The organism is Kluyvera intermedia (assembly GCF_034424175.1).
Classification (GTDB): domain Bacteria; phylum Pseudomonadota; class Gammaproteobacteria; order Enterobacterales; family Enterobacteriaceae; genus Kluyvera; species Kluyvera intermedia.
Window position 1 is genome coordinate 2,899,548 of record NZ_CP139986.1, and the last position, 14,942, is coordinate 2,914,489.

General features: G+C 52.5%; 16 protein-coding genes, 2 tRNA genes and 1 pseudogene. 6 read left to right on the forward strand and 13 right to left on the reverse strand.

The genetic code is table 11. The features are described 5' to 3' along the window. Positions 1-10: 10 nt before the first annotated feature. Positions 11-322, reverse strand: coding sequence for a hypothetical protein (locus tag U0026_RS14085; protein ID WP_062777975.1), 312 nt, complete (start codon positions 320-322; stop codon positions 11-13). A gap of 573 nt (positions 323-895) precedes the next feature. On the opposite strand from U0026_RS14085, the gene U0026_RS14090 reads away from it, so the two are divergent. Together U0026_RS14090 and csgD are read left to right on the forward strand one after the other, a co-directional pair. Further along, a protein-coding gene (locus tag U0026_RS14090) for an IS1-like element IS1B family transposase (RefSeq protein WP_223364178.1) occupies positions 896-1,593 on the forward strand; the annotation gives its coding sequence in 2 pieces (ribosomal slippage) (positions 896-1,145 and positions 1,145-1,593; 699 coding nt in all). A gap of 262 nt (positions 1,594-1,855) precedes the next feature. Next, positions 1,856-2,503, forward strand: coding sequence for a biofilm master transcriptional regulator CsgD (csgD, locus tag U0026_RS14095; RefSeq protein WP_062779856.1), 648 nt, complete (start codon positions 1,856-1,858; stop codon positions 2,501-2,503). A gap of 62 nt (positions 2,504-2,565) precedes the next feature. Here csgD and U0026_RS14100 read toward each other — a convergent pair whose 3' ends face one another. The 4 genes from U0026_RS14100 to ghrA all read right to left on the reverse strand — a co-directional run bounded on the left by U0026_RS14100 (position 2,566) and on the right by ghrA (position 5,458). Beyond that, complete coding sequence (locus U0026_RS14100; protein WP_062779854.1) at positions 2,566-3,048, reverse strand: DUF1097 domain-containing protein; 483 nt, start codon at positions 3,046-3,048, stop codon at positions 2,566-2,568. Between the two features lie 96 nt (positions 3,049-3,144). Beyond that, positions 3,145-3,696 (reverse strand): TorD/DmsD family molecular chaperone, encoded by a 552-nt coding sequence (locus U0026_RS14105; RefSeq protein WP_062779852.1) that lies wholly within the window; start codon positions 3,694-3,696, stop codon positions 3,145-3,147. Between the two features lie 19 nt (positions 3,697-3,715). Further along, entirely contained in the window at positions 3,716-4,453 is a 738-nt protein-coding gene (locus tag U0026_RS14110) for a phosphatase (RefSeq protein ID WP_062779850.1), read from the reverse strand. A gap of 66 nt (positions 4,454-4,519) precedes the next feature. Further along, positions 4,520-5,458, reverse strand: a complete 939-nt coding sequence (gene ghrA / locus U0026_RS14115; RefSeq protein WP_062779848.1) for a glyoxylate/hydroxypyruvate reductase GhrA — start codon at positions 5,456-5,458, stop codon at positions 4,520-4,522. Positions 5,459-5,718: 260 nt separating this feature from the next. On the opposite strand from ghrA, the gene U0026_RS14120 reads away from it, so the two are divergent. Beyond that, positions 5,719-5,806: transfer RNA gene (locus tag U0026_RS14120), tRNA-Ser, on the forward strand. A 102-nt stretch (positions 5,807-5,908) separates the two neighbouring features. Here U0026_RS14120 and U0026_RS14125 read toward each other — a convergent pair. Both U0026_RS14125 and U0026_RS14130 read right to left on the reverse strand, forming a co-directional pair. After that, positions 5,909-6,757 carry an arylamine N-acetyltransferase family protein gene (locus tag U0026_RS14125; protein ID WP_228552156.1) on the reverse strand — a complete coding sequence of 283 codons (849 nt, stop codon included), beginning with the start codon at positions 6,755-6,757 and terminating at the stop codon, positions 5,909-5,911. A 73-nt stretch (positions 6,758-6,830) separates the two neighbouring features. After that, complete coding sequence (locus U0026_RS14130; RefSeq protein WP_062779875.1) at positions 6,831-7,736, reverse strand: LysR family transcriptional regulator; 906 nt, start codon at positions 7,734-7,736, stop codon at positions 6,831-6,833. 115 nt (positions 7,737-7,851) lie between these two features. On the opposite strand from U0026_RS14130, the gene U0026_RS14135 reads away from it, so the two are divergent. From U0026_RS14135 to U0026_RS14145, 3 genes are all read left to right on the forward strand, one after another. Continuing rightward, positions 7,852-8,718, forward strand: a complete 867-nt coding sequence (locus U0026_RS14135) for a pirin family protein (RefSeq protein WP_062779873.1) — start codon at positions 7,852-7,854, stop codon at positions 8,716-8,718. Between the two features lie 13 nt (positions 8,719-8,731). Next, entirely contained in the window at positions 8,732-9,409 is a 678-nt protein-coding gene (locus tag U0026_RS14140; RefSeq protein WP_062779872.1) for an isochorismatase family protein, read from the forward strand. Between the two features lie 145 nt (positions 9,410-9,554). Further along, positions 9,555-9,642, forward strand: a tRNA-Ser gene (locus U0026_RS14145). Between the two features lie 201 nt (positions 9,643-9,843). Here the strand turns inward: U0026_RS14145 and U0026_RS14150 are convergent. The 6 genes and pseudogenes from U0026_RS14150 to U0026_RS14175 all read right to left on the reverse strand — a co-directional run bounded on the left by U0026_RS14150 (position 9,844) and on the right by U0026_RS14175 (position 14,897). Beyond that, positions 9,844-10,851, reverse strand: a complete 1,008-nt coding sequence (locus U0026_RS14150) for a methionine ABC transporter ATP-binding protein (protein WP_062779761.1) — start codon at positions 10,849-10,851, stop codon at positions 9,844-9,846. Positions 10,852-10,862: 11 nt separating this feature from the next. Further along, positions 10,863-11,637: pseudogene (locus U0026_RS14155) on the reverse strand (MetQ/NlpA family ABC transporter substrate-binding protein). A 10-nt stretch (positions 11,638-11,647) separates the two neighbouring features. Further along, on the reverse strand, positions 11,648-12,313 hold the full coding sequence (locus U0026_RS14160) for a methionine ABC transporter permease (RefSeq protein WP_062779759.1): 666 nt from the start codon (positions 12,311-12,313) through the stop codon (positions 11,648-11,650). Positions 12,314-12,322: 9 nt separating this feature from the next. Further along, positions 12,323-13,546 carry an SfnB family sulfur acquisition oxidoreductase gene (locus tag U0026_RS14165; protein WP_062779757.1) on the reverse strand — a complete coding sequence of 408 codons (1,224 nt, stop codon included), beginning with the start codon at positions 13,544-13,546 and terminating at the stop codon, positions 12,323-12,325. A 284-nt stretch (positions 13,547-13,830) separates the two neighbouring features. Beyond that, the gene (phoH, locus tag U0026_RS14170; RefSeq protein WP_062779756.1) at positions 13,831-14,619 is read right to left on the reverse strand and encodes a phosphate starvation-inducible protein PhoH; all 789 of its coding nucleotides are present in this window, start codon (positions 14,617-14,619) and stop codon (positions 13,831-13,833) included. Further along, on the reverse strand, positions 14,598-14,897 hold the full coding sequence (locus tag U0026_RS14175) for a hypothetical protein (RefSeq protein WP_062779754.1): 300 nt from the start codon (positions 14,895-14,897) through the stop codon (positions 14,598-14,600). Before U0026_RS14175 ends, phoH begins: the two co-directional genes overlap by 22 nt. Positions 14,898-14,942 lie beyond the last annotated feature (45 nt).

Consider the following 14,942-nt stretch of genomic DNA (forward strand, 5'->3'; position numbering starts at 1 on the left):
TCGTTTCCGACTATTTATACTCAACCTGCAAGATGGCCATATTTTGTTCTTTGCTTATCCACTTTAACTGCGCAGTGCTTCTGTCATTGACTACAGGCCGCCCTTCCAGCAAAGCATTGAGTGGGATAACGTGTTCCGTATGGCGTTGGTTTTCATAGCAGTTCAAGCTGAGATTTTGCTGAGATGGCTGGTTATAAACACACGGTGACTCAACAATTTGCCCACGAAAATGGATAATACCGTCAGCGACGGCAAGCGTATCAGCGCTATACAGTACCAGTAACGAAGAAAGATAGAGCGGAAGGCGAGATAATGTTTGCATGGCAACTCCCCGTTTAGCCGGGGCCTCTCCTTATTTAAGGGAGGGCCTGTATGTTGAACCCATAATGAGTATACATTTCGTAAACATTTTGATTACATTAGTGCGTAAAAATACTTTCCGCAAAACCTTTTTATAGAGTAATTTCAGATAATTAGCATCAATTTATTATCTTGAATACATATATTTTTCATATCAATACGACACCAAAAAGCCATCGCGCTCGGGTTACAGCCATAAAGAATGTGTCAGCCTGTTATTCAGACATGATTTTCTCAATAGAAAGTATGATTAATTTCCCACTACTCAGACTTAAGTATTAAAATTTAGGTTAGTGAGAAACGTCTGCGAGGTAGTAACAGAAGGACCAATTATTGGTAGGGGAATTCAGCCATGGTGTGCCTTCTCCTTAACATCTCCCAACACCATCATTCAAAAAAACTGATATGCTCCTAAAAAACAAAACATAATATCTTGTTATTAATGACATTATATTTAAACAAATATATGTATGATAATTGGGTGATGCTGCCAACTTACTGATTTAGTGTATGATGGTGTTTTTGAGGTGCTCCAGTGGCTTCTGTTTCTATCAGCTGTCCCTCCTGTTCAGCTACTGACGGGGTGGTGCGTAACGGCAAAAGCACTGCCGGACATCAGCGCTATCTCTGCTCTCACTGCCGTAAAACATGGCAACTGCAGTTCACTTACACCGCTTCTCAACCCGGTACGCACCAGAAAATCATTGATATGGCCATGAATGGCGTTGGATGCCGGGCAACCGCCCGCATTATGGGCGTTGGCCTCAACACGATTTTCCGCCATTTAAAAAACTCAGGCCGCAGTCGGTAACCTCGCGCATACAGCCGGGCAGTGACGTCATCGTCTGCGCGGAAATGGACGAACAGTGGGGATACGTCGGGGCTAAATCGCGCCAGCGCTGGCTGTTTTACGCGTATGACAGGCTCCGGAAGACGGTTGTTGCGCACGTATTCGGTGAACGCACTATGGCGACGCTGGGGCGTCTTATGAGACTGCTGTCACCCTTTGACGTGGTGATATGGATGACGGATGGCTGGCCGCTGTATGAATCCCGCCTGAAGGGAAAGCTGCACGTAATCAGCAAGCGATATACGCAGCGAATTGAGCGGCATAACCTGAATCTGAGGCAGCACCTGGCACGGCTGGGACGGAAGTCGCTGTCGTTCTCAAAATCGGTGGAGCTGCATGACAAAGTCATCGGGCATTATCTGAACATAAAACACTATCAATAAGTTGGAGTCATTACCTGATAATTGACGCCTTGCATTTTAACTTCTAGAAATTTACAACTTTTACAACTTGTAATTTATTTTTACATCCAGTTTCGCGATTATTTCTTGCTTTAAAAGCCCGAACGACTAAATTTTAAATTAAGTGTAACTTGTTATTATTCCTATATTGGTAACCTTTTAACAACACCGCAACCACTTTTCAGCCGCGCTTAACCTGATGATTTTATGCTATTTGCTGCTGTTAAAAAAATGGGGTCTCATCATGCCAAAAGAGCTCAACCTTTCGAACCAGACTCTTTTCCTCATCACCCGGCCTTCGCTTCAATCCAGCGCACTGTCTCAAAATCTAAAAAAACAGCTAAAAATGGATGTTAAAATTATTAATATTCATCAATTTAACCTTGAGACCATAGCGAGTGGAATTATTCTTTTCGATATGATTGAAACTGACCGGCGGCTGGTTAAGGGATGGCAGGAAGAATTGTGCAAAATAAAAAGCGGCGTGAAGGTGCTACTTTTCAATACCCCGGCAGATTATGCCTTTTCAGAAATTAAATCCTGGCCGCATATCTGCGGCATTTTCCATGTACACGATGAAGAACACTTCCTGATCAAAGGGCTGGAAAAAGTAATGGAAGGAGAATGCTACTTTTCCCGCAAGTTGGCCAGCTATCTGATTATGCATTCAGGGAACTATCGTTATGACAACTCTGAAAGCACCATTTTGACCTATCGCGAGAAAGAGATTCTGAATAAGCTACGCATTGGCGCCTCCAACATTGAAATTGCCCAATCTTTGTTTATCAGTGAAAGCACGGTGAAAACCCATCTGTACCATCTTTTCAAGAAGATTGCGGTGAAAAACCGTACCCAAGCCGTATCATGGGCAAATGATAATTTTAAGCGCTAGCCGTGAACGATAAAAAAAGGCGGCAGGTTCTTAACCTACCGCCTTTTTTTAACTAATCGGCTTTACAACGCTGACTCATCCACAAGCTGACTTTTCGCTTTGCGATTCGCCAGCCATAAGCCGCTATTCTTCATCGCATAACCAAACACAAGCCCCACCAGCAATGATGGCACCACCAGCTTCCAGTCTCCCTGCCCGGCAAACGTCGCGCACGCACCGATGAAGGTACCAGGAACAAAGGCCAGCAGTCGTTGACGTGCCTGAATACACATTAAAAATGCCACGATGCCCGTCATAACGTAGCTGACGATTTCCAGATGTGGCGCTAAGGCGCTGCCGTAGATAATCACCAGTGCCCAGATAACACCGCTCAGCGTTGTGCTGCCAGAAATTGCCAGGCCTTTAAGACCACCAGTCGGACAGGCGAAATAAGCCGTGCAGCCTAAAAATCCAGCCCAGCTCAATAAACCAAGAGAGACAGCGACCCATCCCCAAATGCCGGAGAGGAGACCTGTTGTGATTGCGATAGCTAAGATAACGTTCATGGCGGGCATCTTAGCAGATGCCCGCCAATTTGATGAGATCACGAGCACATTATGCTCATCAAATACATTTCAGTTACATTGATTTTGTGACTTGCATCACTCTTCGTCAGTTTCCTGTAACTCATCGTACATCGCGGAGAGCGCTTCGCGCGTCAGCGTCGCCATGGTACGCCAGAAAGTGGTCGTGGCATGCGCTTCGAGTTTGCCAAGGAAAGTTCCCACCCAAGGCAGAATATACTCATCAAACAGCACTTCCAGCGCGTCATCATCTTCAACAGCATTGTCCTCAAGCCAGGAGGCAGCCAGCAGCAGTGTCCCTATCTGATCCGCTGGATTCTCGCCCAATGGCATACCGCATTCGGTCAGGAAGGCGCGAACCTCAGCTTCCGTTGCCCCCTCAACCCACGCGCTGCGCACCGGTGGCACGCTGCATTCCGCACCGACAAACAGGGCATTATAGTCAGCGGCAATTTGCCCAATATCACAGCTTTTTTGCAGACGGACCAGCAGTTCATCCTGCTCCAGAGGCCAGTTAGCCGCCAGCTTGCCTTCGCGGATCAGGGTAAACAGCGGAACCAGCAGCGGGTCTTGCGGTTGACGATAATACAGCGAGCCAAGCGCACGACAGATGATTGAAAACTCGTTCATGGGTTAATCCAGTTAGTCATTAAAGTTCAGCAAATTCACGAATCGGCGGCATTCCGCGCGACTCGAGGAAATTAAGAAAACGACGCGGCGTGACGTTTAAGATCCGCTCCTGCGGGAAGTCCACCGCATCAAGGATCTTTTGGCACTCGGTAAATTCACCCAGTGTGAAGGCGGTATGAGAATCCGAGCCCAGCGCCAGCCAGCCGCCAGCATCGCGGACAGCGGCAGCAATCGCCTGGCAGTTATGTTCACTGCCAATGCGCGAGCTGACAAAAGAGGAATTATTGATTTCCAGCGCCACATGATATTTCGCCGCTGCTGCGGCTATAGCCGGGATATCAACCGGGAATTTAGGGTTACCGGGATGGCTTATCATATGCACGTTTCCGCTTGCCATCGCCGCAATCATGGCCTGCGTGTGGGTCTCTTTGTCCTGTGGCGCAAAGACCGGCTCATGGAAGCCCGCAATGATAAAATCGAGCGAGGTGAGCATCGGCCCGGTGCAGTCAATTTCACCGTCGATATTTTTAATGTTCGACTCAATCCCGCGCAGGATCCCCACCCCATCGACCATTCGCGGCCAGATACGCATATTCACAAAATGCCAGTAATGCGGGGCATCGGCCATATCCGGGCCGTGATCGGTTATCGCGAAAAGCTTTATTCCTTTATGCTTTGCCGCGGCAATATAGTCATGCAACGTGCTGTAAGCATGCGTGCTAGCAACAGTGTGCATATGTAAGTCAACAGGATACATCACATTCTCCTCTCTCGTGATATGCCAAGAATAGCAGGAAAGCCTCGTTTTTATTAGCCAGGTGTATCAATAGCCGCGCTCGCGATCGACCTGACCGCCCGGCTTTTCGCCGCGCTCAAGCTGCATAATGCTCTGCGAAATATAGGCGATAGCTTCCTGTGGGCGAGTGACTGCAGCGACATGCGGCGTGATAGTCACGCGCGGATGACGCCACAGCGGGCTTGCCTCTGGCAGCGGTTCGCGGCTAAAGACATCCAACATTGCGCCTTTCAGTTTGCCGCTATCGAGTGCCGCCAGCAGAGAATCCTCGACCACGTGAACACCGCGCGCCAGATTCAGCACATAGCTATTATCCGGCAATTGCGCCAACAGCGACTGATTGATAATCCCAACGGTTTCAGCGGTATTCGGCAGCAGATTAATCAACACCCGGGTGTGTTGCAGGAAATCGGCCAACTCCCCTTCCCCGGCAAAGCTTTTCACCTGCGGCCACTCTTTACGACTACGGCTCCAGCACCTGACCGGGAATCCCCACGCCAGCAAGCTTTGCGCCACTTTCGAACCGAGCACGCCTGCTCCCATGATGCCAATAGTGAATGTGTCGTGCGGGTAGTCTGGCAGCGGCTCCCAACGGCCTTCGCGCTGCAACGCCTGGTAATCATCGAATCGACGGAACCAATGAAGCACCTGGCTCACGGCATATTCCTGCATCTGGCTTCCCATCCCGGTATCCTCAAGGCGATACAGCGGAATGGACTGTGCCAGCATTTCAGGATGTGCTTTGAGTTTACTGAGAATGGAGTCCACGCCCGCACCTAATGCAAAAACAGCCTTCAGGTCACGGCCCTGTAGCATTTCAACAGGAGGATGCCACACCAGGGCGTAGTCAGCGGGGGCATTATCACCACGTTGCCATGCGCGTATTTTTGCCCCCGGCAGTTTTTTGCCAAGCTCAGCTATCCAGTACGGGGTATCAAACGTAGGATGGTAAAAGATGATCTCCATAATGACTCCTGATTTAAAGCGCCTTGCCAGTTAACCCGCGGCACATTTTTTGATTTTTTGTGATTGAACAGCATAGCAAATTTCGTTTCGCTGTCCCGGCAAATGCGAGAGCGATCGCAAAAAAGACGATTTATGCGTGTTTAAGAAGCAAGTTGCGCGAAGTTTGTCTAAATGCACGTTTTTTTTAAAAAGTTTATTGACGGTGACAGGCCTTTTCCCTACATTATCGCTCGTCCCAGCAATGCTGGTGATGACAATACGGTGAGGTGTCCGAGTGGCTGAAGGAGCACGCCTGGAAAGTGTGTATACGGCAACGTATCGAGGGTTCGAACCCCTCTCTCACCGCCACATTTAAGAAAGAGCTCGTACGCAAGTACGGGCTTTTTTTTTTCGTCTGTAGACCGCCAACATCCAGCCAATATTTCCCGAGGTCTTGTACGCTCACCCGGGCTACTTCTCCCGTTCGTCCATCGGTAACTGCACGACAATCTCTTCTGCAATACCAAACCGTTCAATCAACAGCGCTTGCTGCTGACGATGCGTTAGCGACGTGAAGATCTCTTTACCTGCAACATCCCGTACGACTTTCTCCCCCTTAACAATCCCGGTGATGGACTCCCGTCCCGCTAAACGAATCAGCATTGCGCCATCAAAACGGCTATTACCCCGACTCTGTTCATGGCGCTTTGGATACTCATACCCTGCCGCATCCATCTCCAGTAGCTGGCAATCCACCCGCGACCGCCCAAGCGGTTTCCAGTTAACGCACCAGACGCCCTCATCTCTGTGAACCCGGGTTCCCCAGACCGGATGAGGTGAGTACCACGCTTGCAGCGGGAGAGGCTGATCGTGCAGCATCGTGGCATCAACGATAAACATCGTCTCGCCCAGACGGACAAAAAGCGTGCCGTGTCCTGGGGAATCGGCGCTAACCGGGCGTGGAGAACGCATGGTCGTGAGACCAAACTGCACGCTAAACCCTAGCGCGTTTAACAACGCATACAGCGCACCATGCCCAGCCCAGCAGGTGCCGCCGGTACCATAACGTAGCCAGCTGGCGAAGAAATGATCGGGGATAAAACCAGGAAGTTCAGCGTGTGCGCCTTTTGCCACCTGGATGCGCCGAAGGAGATTGTCGAAAGGCACGGTACGACACCATGCCTGATAGAGCTGGGTTAGCCCATGTTCAGTGAGCGCAGGCGGCTGACCAAAGCCCAGTTTTTCCAGAACCTGCTCGGTACGTGCCCGGCTGATTGCCATTTGAATATCTCGCGTATTCATTACTTGCTGCTGGCTCATGAACCCTATCCACAAAGAAACCGAGCTATGAGAGATAGCATATTTAGCGCGTAATTGTAAATAAAGTGTAAAATTACTCTTCAACTATCTGAGCATACTCTTCACTCAAAAAATCCACTAAGGCCCTTACCGCAGGCAGTAATCCCCGGCGTGACGGGAATACCGCGTGGATCACCTCCCGCTTCGGTTCCCACTCTTCGAGCACGCGTACCAGCGTCCCGTCCGCCAGTTGTTCACGCGCCATCAACAGAGGTAATTGCACCACGCCCACACCTGCCACCGCAGCTTCACGCAGCGCGAGCATATCGTTAGTGATAAACCGCGGAGTAAAATGCACCTCTGCTTTGGCCTTATTTGGGCCAGAGAGTCGCCATTGATGGGTATGCTTCCCCGCCGCCATGCTTAGCCCCGGCCAGCGACTCAGTTCATCGGGTGTCTGTGGCTTACCCAATGAAGCCACAAGCTCCGGACTGGCCACCAGACAGTGCCCCCGGTCAGCCAACACGCGCATCACCAGATCGCTATCATCGAACGGGCGAGGCCTGACGCGAATCGCAATATCAACCCCTTCAGCCACCAGATCGACTCGCCGGTTGGTGGCTTCCAGCTGAATTTGTACACCAGGATATCGCAGCATAAAACGTGCCAGCATCGGCCCTACATGAACGTGTAACAGCGTGACTGGACAGGTGATCCTGACGCTACCACGCGGTTCGGCTTGCAGCATGGCAATCGCTTCCTGCGCCGCCTCCGCTTCAATCAGCATCGCCTTACAGTGCTGATAAAAGGTTTGTCCCACCTCGGTGACCGTGAACTGGCGTGTCGTCCGATAAATGAGTCGCACGCCAAGCTGTTCCTCCAGTTGGGCGATACGTCGACTGAGTTTTGACTTCGGAATATCCAGCGCTCTCCCCGCTGCCGCAAAGCCACCGTTATCCACCACCCGTACAAACCAGGCGAAATCATTAAGATCCTGCATCCCTACCCCATCGTTCTATTTTTGCAACAGTGAGTACCAATTTCGCTATCTACCGAAACATTAACCACAAATATAAGCTAATAAACATCAAAGCTCACTACGCAGGAGGAAACAAATGAAACAGATTACGGGTGTTTATACCGCGCCACGTCCGCATTGGGTGGGCGATGGCTTCCCGGTTCGTTCGTTATTTTCTTATCAATCGCACGGTGAAAGCCTAAGCCCTTTCCTGCTGCTGGATTACGCCGGACCGCATCACTTCCCTGCGGACGGCGCAAAGCGCGGTGTGGGTGAACATCCCCATCGTGGATTTGAGACCGTCACTATCGTCTACGCCGGTGAAGTGGAACATCGTGATTCTACCGGTAAAGGCGGCGTGATTGGCCCAGGCGACGTGCAGTGGATGACGGCGGGTGCGGGCATTCTCCATGAGGAGTTTCACTCGGCGGAATTTGCCCGTCGGGGCGGCGAGCTGAAGATGATCCAGCTTTGGGTCAATCTTCCAGCCAAAAACAAAATGACCGCACCGGGTTACCAAAGCATTGAGGCGGCAGCCATTCCAACGGTACGTCTGCCCGAGAGCAACGGTTCGCAGCGGGTTATCGCAGGCCGTTATCAGGACGCAGTCGGCCCGGCGAGCACCTTCTCACCGCTGAACGTCTGGGATGTGCAGCTCGCACAGGACAACGAGTTTTCCTTTGAACAACCAGCGGGCTGGAGCACTGCGCTGGTAGTGCTGGAAGGCAGCGTGACGGTAAACGGTAGCGCAACGGCTCAGGAGGCGCAGCTCGTGGTGTTGAGCCAGCAGGGTCAACGCGTGCATCTGCATGCCAGCAGCGACGCCAAAGTACTGGTACTCGCCGGTGCGCCTATTGATGAACCGATTGTCGGCTACGGCCCTTTCGTGATGAACAGTAAAACTGAAATCGATGCAGCTATTCGCGATTTTAACTCCGGCCGTTTTGGTCAAATTGACGCTTAAAGAGGTGAAGAATATGTCTACTCCCGCTAATTTCAACGGTGCACGCCCGGTCATTAATGTCGACGACGCGGTGATGTTGCTCATCGATCACCAAAGCGGCCTGTTCCAGACCGTGGGTGATATGCCGATGCCTGAACTGCGTGCTCGTGCCGCAGCGCTGGCAAAAATGGCAACGCTTGCCGGTTTACCGGTGATCACCACCGCATCGGTGCCACAAGGCCCGAACGGTCCGTTGATCCCTGAGATCCACGCCAATGCACCGCATGCGCACTATATTGCACGTAAAGGCGAAATTAACGCCTGGGACAACCCGGAGTTTGTGGCTGCCGTGAAGGCAACCGGGCGTAAAACGTTAATTATTGCCGGGACGATCACCAGCGTGTGCATGGCATTTCCGGCGATTGCCGCCGTCGCTGATGGCTATAAAGTTTTCGCGGTGATAGATGCCTCCGGGACTTACAGCAAAATGGCTCAGGAGATTACGCTGGCGCGTGTAACGCAAGCAGGCGTGGTACCTATGGACACCGCCGCAGTCGCGTCTGAATTGCAGCGTACCTGGAATCGTCCGGACGCCGCGGAATGGGCCGAGGTGTACACCCACGTATTCCCGGCCTACCAGTTGTTGATTGAGAGCTATGCTCGCGCCCAGGATGTGGTGAAGAATAACGAGCAGTTGGATTCCCAGCGATAAATCACCCGCCCCGGTCATCAAGGCCGGGGCAGTGTTCATTGCTTAACCAAACAAGACGAAACGCATAAATTATGCTTGACCGTTTTAGCGCGACTCCCTATAGTAGCGCCCCGTTGCCCACCTAAGGTGAGCAGCGAGACAATACGGTGAGGTGTCCGAGTGGCTGAAGGAGCACGCCTGGAAAGTGTGTATACGGCAACGTATCGAGGGTTCGAACCCCTCTCTCACCGCCACATTTAAGAAAGAGCTCGTACGCAAGTACGGGCTTTTTTTTCGTCTGTAGATCGCCAACATCCAGCCAATATTTCCCGGCGGCGCTTCGCTTGGCCTGGCTACATTCGTGCATAGTTATAGATACGGTGAACACCTACACCCACTGTACACGAATGTATCCCAGCCAAGGCGTTTACGCCGCCCCCGGGAAGGGCATCGCACTAACCCGCCTGCACCGCAATCCTGTCTGCCACCCCCGCCGCTAGTCTCAACGTTTCCGCCGTTAGCGGCGTATCCACGCGGATTTTTAACTGCCCCACCACGCGTCCCTGAATAGGTTCACAGCTGCTATAAATCAACTGGCTACCGCTGCCCAACACGCGAGAAATCTCCCGTAAATCCGGCCGAATGCCATTCATACCATTAAAATGCAACGTGACAAACTGCTGCCCAACGGCCAACTGCTCACCGTATTCCGCGCGACCATGATGTAACGTCCCCAGCATCCCACGGGTTATCTCGTGCTGTGGATCGCCAAACACACGCCAGACATCGCCTTGTTCAATCACCCGTCCGCTCTCCAGCACCGCCACCCGATCGCACAACGTCCGGATAACGTCCATTTCATGGGTGATGAGAATGATCGTCAGCCCCAATCGCTGGTTAATTTCTTTAAGCAGGCTCAACACCGCCAGCGTATTTTCCGGGTCGAGTGCAGAGGTTGCCTCATCACACAGCAGAATCTCCGGCTGGGTGACCAACGCGCGGGCAATCCCGGCACGCTGTTTTTGTCCACCGGAGAGTTGTGATGGCCAGCTCTCTCGCAGCGACTCAAGCCCTACCAGCCGTAAAATATCGTCCACCCGGCGTTGCCGTTCACCGCGAGGAATGCCCGCCATCCGCAGCGGCAGCGCCACGTTCTCGGCTACCGTTTTTGTCGACAGTAAATTAAAGTGCTGGAAGATCATCGCCACCCGACGGCGCAAATCCCGCAGTTGCCGACGCCCCCCACCGCTTATCGATGTGCCGTTAATGTGAATATCGCCACTGTCAGCACCCTCCAGACGGTTAAACAAGCGCAGCAGGGTTGATTTCCCGGCCCCACTACGGCCGATAATGCCGAAAATCTCCCCGCTCTGAATCTCCAGATTGATAGCCTTTAACGCCTGCACCCCGTTCGGATAGGCCTTGCTAATATCGCGAAGCTGGATATGAGAATGTTGCGTCATACCGTACTCTCCTAAAACCCCGGGGCGATTTTTCCCTGATATCGTGTCAGGATGAACTGGCGTACCGCATCAGAATTCAGCGCTTTCGCCAGCTTTTGAATGCCTGGATCGTTAATGTTATCCGGCCTCGCTACCAGATATTCGACGTACAAACTCTTACCTTTTTCAACAATCAGCGCCTTGTCGGTATCTATTCCCGCTTCCAGCGCATAGTTGGCGAAAATAAACGACAGATCCACCTGGCTCACCGCGCGCGCTAACATTGCCCCTTCCAGCGGGCGAATCTTAAAGTGATGTGGATTCCCGGTAATATCCTTCTGGGTCGATTGCGGATCTTGCGGGTTTTTCAGCGTAATCAGCCCCGCCTCAGCCAGCAACACCAGCGCCCGTCCGGTATTCACCGGATCGTTTGGGATCGCAACGGTTGCTCCATCAGGCAGTTCTTTAAGACTTTTATATTTGGTCGAGTAAGCGCCGAACGGTTCGATATGCACCCCGACGACCGGCACCAGATCGGTGTGGCGGGTCTTGTTATAATCATCCAGGAACGGGCGATACTGGTAATAGTTGGCATCGAGATTCTTTTCGGCCAGTTGCTGATTAGGCTGAATAAAATCGTTGAAGACCTTTATTTTGAGGTCGATCCCCCTCTTTTGCCAGTGTCGGTTTTACAAACTCGAGGATCTCAGCATGCGGAACCGGTGTCGCCCCCACGACGAGCGTTTCATTGGCAACAGCCGCGGCACTCAACAGTGCCAGTAACCCAGCAATTATGGTTTTTTTCATTATCGTATCCTTATTTACGGCTCATTCGGCGCACCAGACGGTCACCGCTCATTTGTAAAATCTGTACCAGAGCAATAAGCAGTACCACCGTCACTGCCATCACATCGGTTTGAAAACGCTGATAGCCAAAACGGATCGCCAGATCCCCTAGCCCACCGCCGCCAATCACGCCCGCCATCGAGGTGTAGTCCACCAGCACAATCGCCGTGACGGTCACCGCCGCAATCAATCCTGAACGCGACTCCGGCAGTAAGGTGTACCAGATCAATTGCCAGGTGCTGCCGCCCATCGCCCAACTGGCCTCTACCAGCCCATGATCGACTTCACGCAGCGATGTCTCCACCAGACGCGCAAAGAAAGGTGCGCAGCCCGCCACCAGCGGCGGGATCGTGCCCTCAACGCCCAGTGACGTACCGGTAATCAGCGTGGTAAGAGGGATCATCACAATCAACAAAATGATGAAAGGCAGCGAACGCATTACGTTAACCAACAGCGAAAGTACCCGATGCAGCAACGGCGCATACAGCAGGCGCGGCTGACCTGTCAGGTACAGAATGACGCCGAGCGGGAGTCCAATCAGCACCGTAAACCCCAGCGCCCAGCCCAACATGGTCAGGGTATCCCCTACCGCTTCCGCTACATCACCCCAGTCAATACCGGCAAGAAACGCGAACATACTCACTCCTTAGTTCCAGTCGTGACGCGCGGGTGCTTTGCCGTTCAATACCCAGTTGCCCAGCAGGTGGTATTTCCAGCGCACCGGATCATGCAGGGTGTGAACCCGGCCATTACGCCAGTGACGATCGAAGTTATAGCGTGGATGCGTCGAGCGGGTTCCACCCAGTTCAAACAGCCGTGAGGCGGCTTCAAGCGCGGCTTCGGTGGTGAAAATTTTGGCGCGCGCGACGGCCAGGGATGCCAGCGCTACGGTCTCTTCGGTCAGGTGATATTTATAACGATCCAGCACCTTTCCGGCCTGTTCTAATAACGCATCAGCGGCGGCAATTCGGCTATCGAGTACGCCAATTTGATGGATAGTGAGAGGATCATCCCCGGCTCGCTCCACGCCCGCATCAATCCACGGACGCGCAAACTGGTTCACGAAGCTGACGGTGTCATTCAGGGCTGCGCGAGCAATCCCCGCGTCTATTGCGGCAGTGGTCAACTGAGCAAAGGGCCCGGCGAGCGTCGGCGTATCATAGGATTTCCAGCTAGGGATCAGATTGAATGGCTCCACCAGCAGATTATCCACCAGCACCGTACCACTGGAGGTTGTGCGCTGTCCCAGGCAGACCCAGTCGTTCACCACCGTCAACCCGGTCGCATGACGCGGGACAAACGCCAGTTGCGCCCGTCCCTCTTCGTCAAGCGCCAGCACGCCCAGCCAGTGCGCGTACAAAGAGCCGGTGCAGTAGCCTTTACGCCCATTAATCCGCAGACCCTCTGAGGTTTGTGTCAACCGGGTCTGGATATCCTGTACCGTCTTGCCGCCGGTTTCTGACAGCGCATTAGCAAAGCGATGACCGCTCAACGCCAGTTCAAAGAAGAAACGGCGCTGCTCGTCGCTGCCCTGCAAGCGGATATCTTCGAGCAGACAGTAGTGATTCTGCGGGATTTGCCCCAGCGCCGGGTCAGCCGCGGAAATGATCGCAATAACTGCTGCCAACGTAGCAGCCGAAACCTCTGCGCCGCCAAACTCATGCGGCACGGTTATTCCCCATAGGCCGCTGTTCGAGAAGGCATTTACCACCTCCGCAGGAACAACACCCGATAGATCGCGCTCCGATGCGCCCGGTTGCAGATAAGCGGCAATTTCATGGGCAATGCTGAGGGCCTCTTCATCGCTGGTAATACGATAAGCATGGGGAGTGTGTTGGGTATAATCTGGCGTGTCCTGGGTCACTGGCATAGCGTCATCTCTTAGGTTTTATCAGTACGTCCAGACACAATCATCCGATTGATATTTATACATATCCATTTATGGGATTAATTATTGTGTCTTTACGCCGTTAGGTTATATGTGTTGATAGCAAAGTCTATGCCAGGATGAGAGGTGATATCTTTCAATGAGTTATATTTATTGATGCGGGTGACGCGGTGTGAAATGCAACACGCTTTCGCTGAGGCTGTTGGATTTGCAACAGCCAGAAATAACAAAGCCCGGTTTCCCGGGCTTTGCAGAGGTGATAACGATCAGTCGTAGGCTTTCAGCGTCCGCTGGCAAAGCGCCGAGCGGACGCAATCGTCTTTGGTGAAACGGACAATGCCTATCATTTCATCTTCTTCGAAACGGGCCATGGCATCACTGAGGCCAGATTGAACGCCGCGAGGTAAATCACACTGGGTGATATCCCCGTTCACGATAACCGTGACGTTCTCCCCGAGGCGGGTTAAAAACATCTTCATTTGCGCGGCGGTGACATTCTGAGCCTCATCAAGAATGACCACGGCATTTTCAAATGTACGTCCGCGCATATAGGCGAACGGCGCGATCTCTACCTTACCGATTTCCGGACGCAGGCAATATTGCATAAAGGAGGAGCCAAGCCGCTTCACCAGCACGTCATAGACGGGGCGGAAATACGGGGCGAACTTCTCCGAGATGTCGCCTGGCAGGAATCCCAAATCTTCATCAGCCTGAAGGACGGGACGCGTGACGATGATTTTATTCACATCCTTATGAATCAGCGCCTCGGCCGCTTTTGCGGCAGAAAGCCAGGTTTTGCCACAGCCCGCTTCGCCAGTCGCGAAGATCAGCTGCTTACTCTCGATAGCATTCAAATAATGGGCCTGAGCTTCATTGCGGGGGGCAATGGCAGAGCCGTCGCGACTGTCGCGAGCCATGCCAATAGCTTCCACACCACTCATATGCACAAGCGAGGTGACCGATTCTTCTTCACGTTGTTTGTGGCTGCGTGAATCCCGTCTGAGCACACGTTTTGCTTCGCGATGAGCTTTGATCACTGCTTTCTGTCTTCCCATGGATAGCACCTTGAGTTGTTGGTATACATCACACGCGCTAATAACAGCGCGATTATGCGCACGAACGTCTGAGGTTTGGCTTCCTTGTAAGCCATAGCAATTGCCTGTCGAAATGAAGCCAATACGCGGCTACGCGCACCGCGCATGACATCGTTTACTTCAAGTTGAATTCTGCATGGGGGAAAAATTAAGGTGACGAAATCGCTGCCGGAGGAGAGGCCTCCGCGCTGGATGGTGCGGGTTTTGATGCTGCTAAGTCCAGTCAAGGACGCTACCATTCGCGATCTCCATAGTGAAACTGCATCACTGCCGGGAACTACCGC

Coding starts and splice junctions, on each gene's coding strand:
- U0026_RS14085 (WP_062777975.1), bottom strand. CDS start 322: ATGCAAACATTATCTCGCCTTCCGCTCTATCTTTCTTCGTTACTGGTA.
- csgD (WP_062779856.1), top strand. CDS start 1,856: ATGCCAAAAGAGCTCAACCTTTCGAACCAGACTCTTTTCCTCATCACC.
- U0026_RS14100 (WP_062779854.1), bottom strand. CDS start 3,048: ATGAACGTTATCTTAGCTATCGCAATCACAACAGGTCTCCTCTCCGGC.
- U0026_RS14105 (WP_062779852.1), bottom strand. CDS start 3,696: ATGAACGAGTTTTCAATCATCTGTCGTGCGCTTGGCTCGCTGTATTAT.
- U0026_RS14110 (WP_062779850.1), bottom strand. CDS start 4,453: ATGTATCCTGTTGACTTACATATGCACACTGTTGCTAGCACGCATGCT.
- ghrA (WP_062779848.1), bottom strand. CDS start 5,458: ATGGAGATCATCTTTTACCATCCTACGTTTGATACCCCGTACTGGATA.
- U0026_RS14125 (WP_228552156.1), bottom strand. CDS start 6,757: ATGAGCCAGCAGCAAGTAATGAATACGCGAGATATTCAAATGGCAATC.
- U0026_RS14130 (WP_062779875.1), bottom strand. CDS start 7,736: ATGCAGGATCTTAATGATTTCGCCTGGTTTGTACGGGTGGTGGATAAC.
- U0026_RS14135 (WP_062779873.1), top strand. CDS start 7,852: ATGAAACAGATTACGGGTGTTTATACCGCGCCACGTCCGCATTGGGTG.
- U0026_RS14140 (WP_062779872.1), top strand. CDS start 8,732: ATGTCTACTCCCGCTAATTTCAACGGTGCACGCCCGGTCATTAATGTC.
- U0026_RS14150 (WP_062779761.1), bottom strand. CDS start 10,851: ATGACGCAACATTCTCATATCCAGCTTCGCGATATTAGCAAGGCCTAT.
- U0026_RS14160 (WP_062779759.1), bottom strand. CDS start 12,313: ATGTTCGCGTTTCTTGCCGGTATTGACTGGGGTGATGTAGCGGAAGCG.
- U0026_RS14165 (WP_062779757.1), bottom strand. CDS start 13,546: ATGCCAGTGACCCAGGACACGCCAGATTATACCCAACACACTCCCCAT.
- phoH (WP_062779756.1), bottom strand. CDS start 14,619: ATGGGAAGACAGAAAGCAGTGATCAAAGCTCATCGCGAAGCAAAACGT.
- U0026_RS14175 (WP_062779754.1), bottom strand. CDS start 14,897: ATGGTAGCGTCCTTGACTGGACTTAGCAGCATCAAAACCCGCACCATC.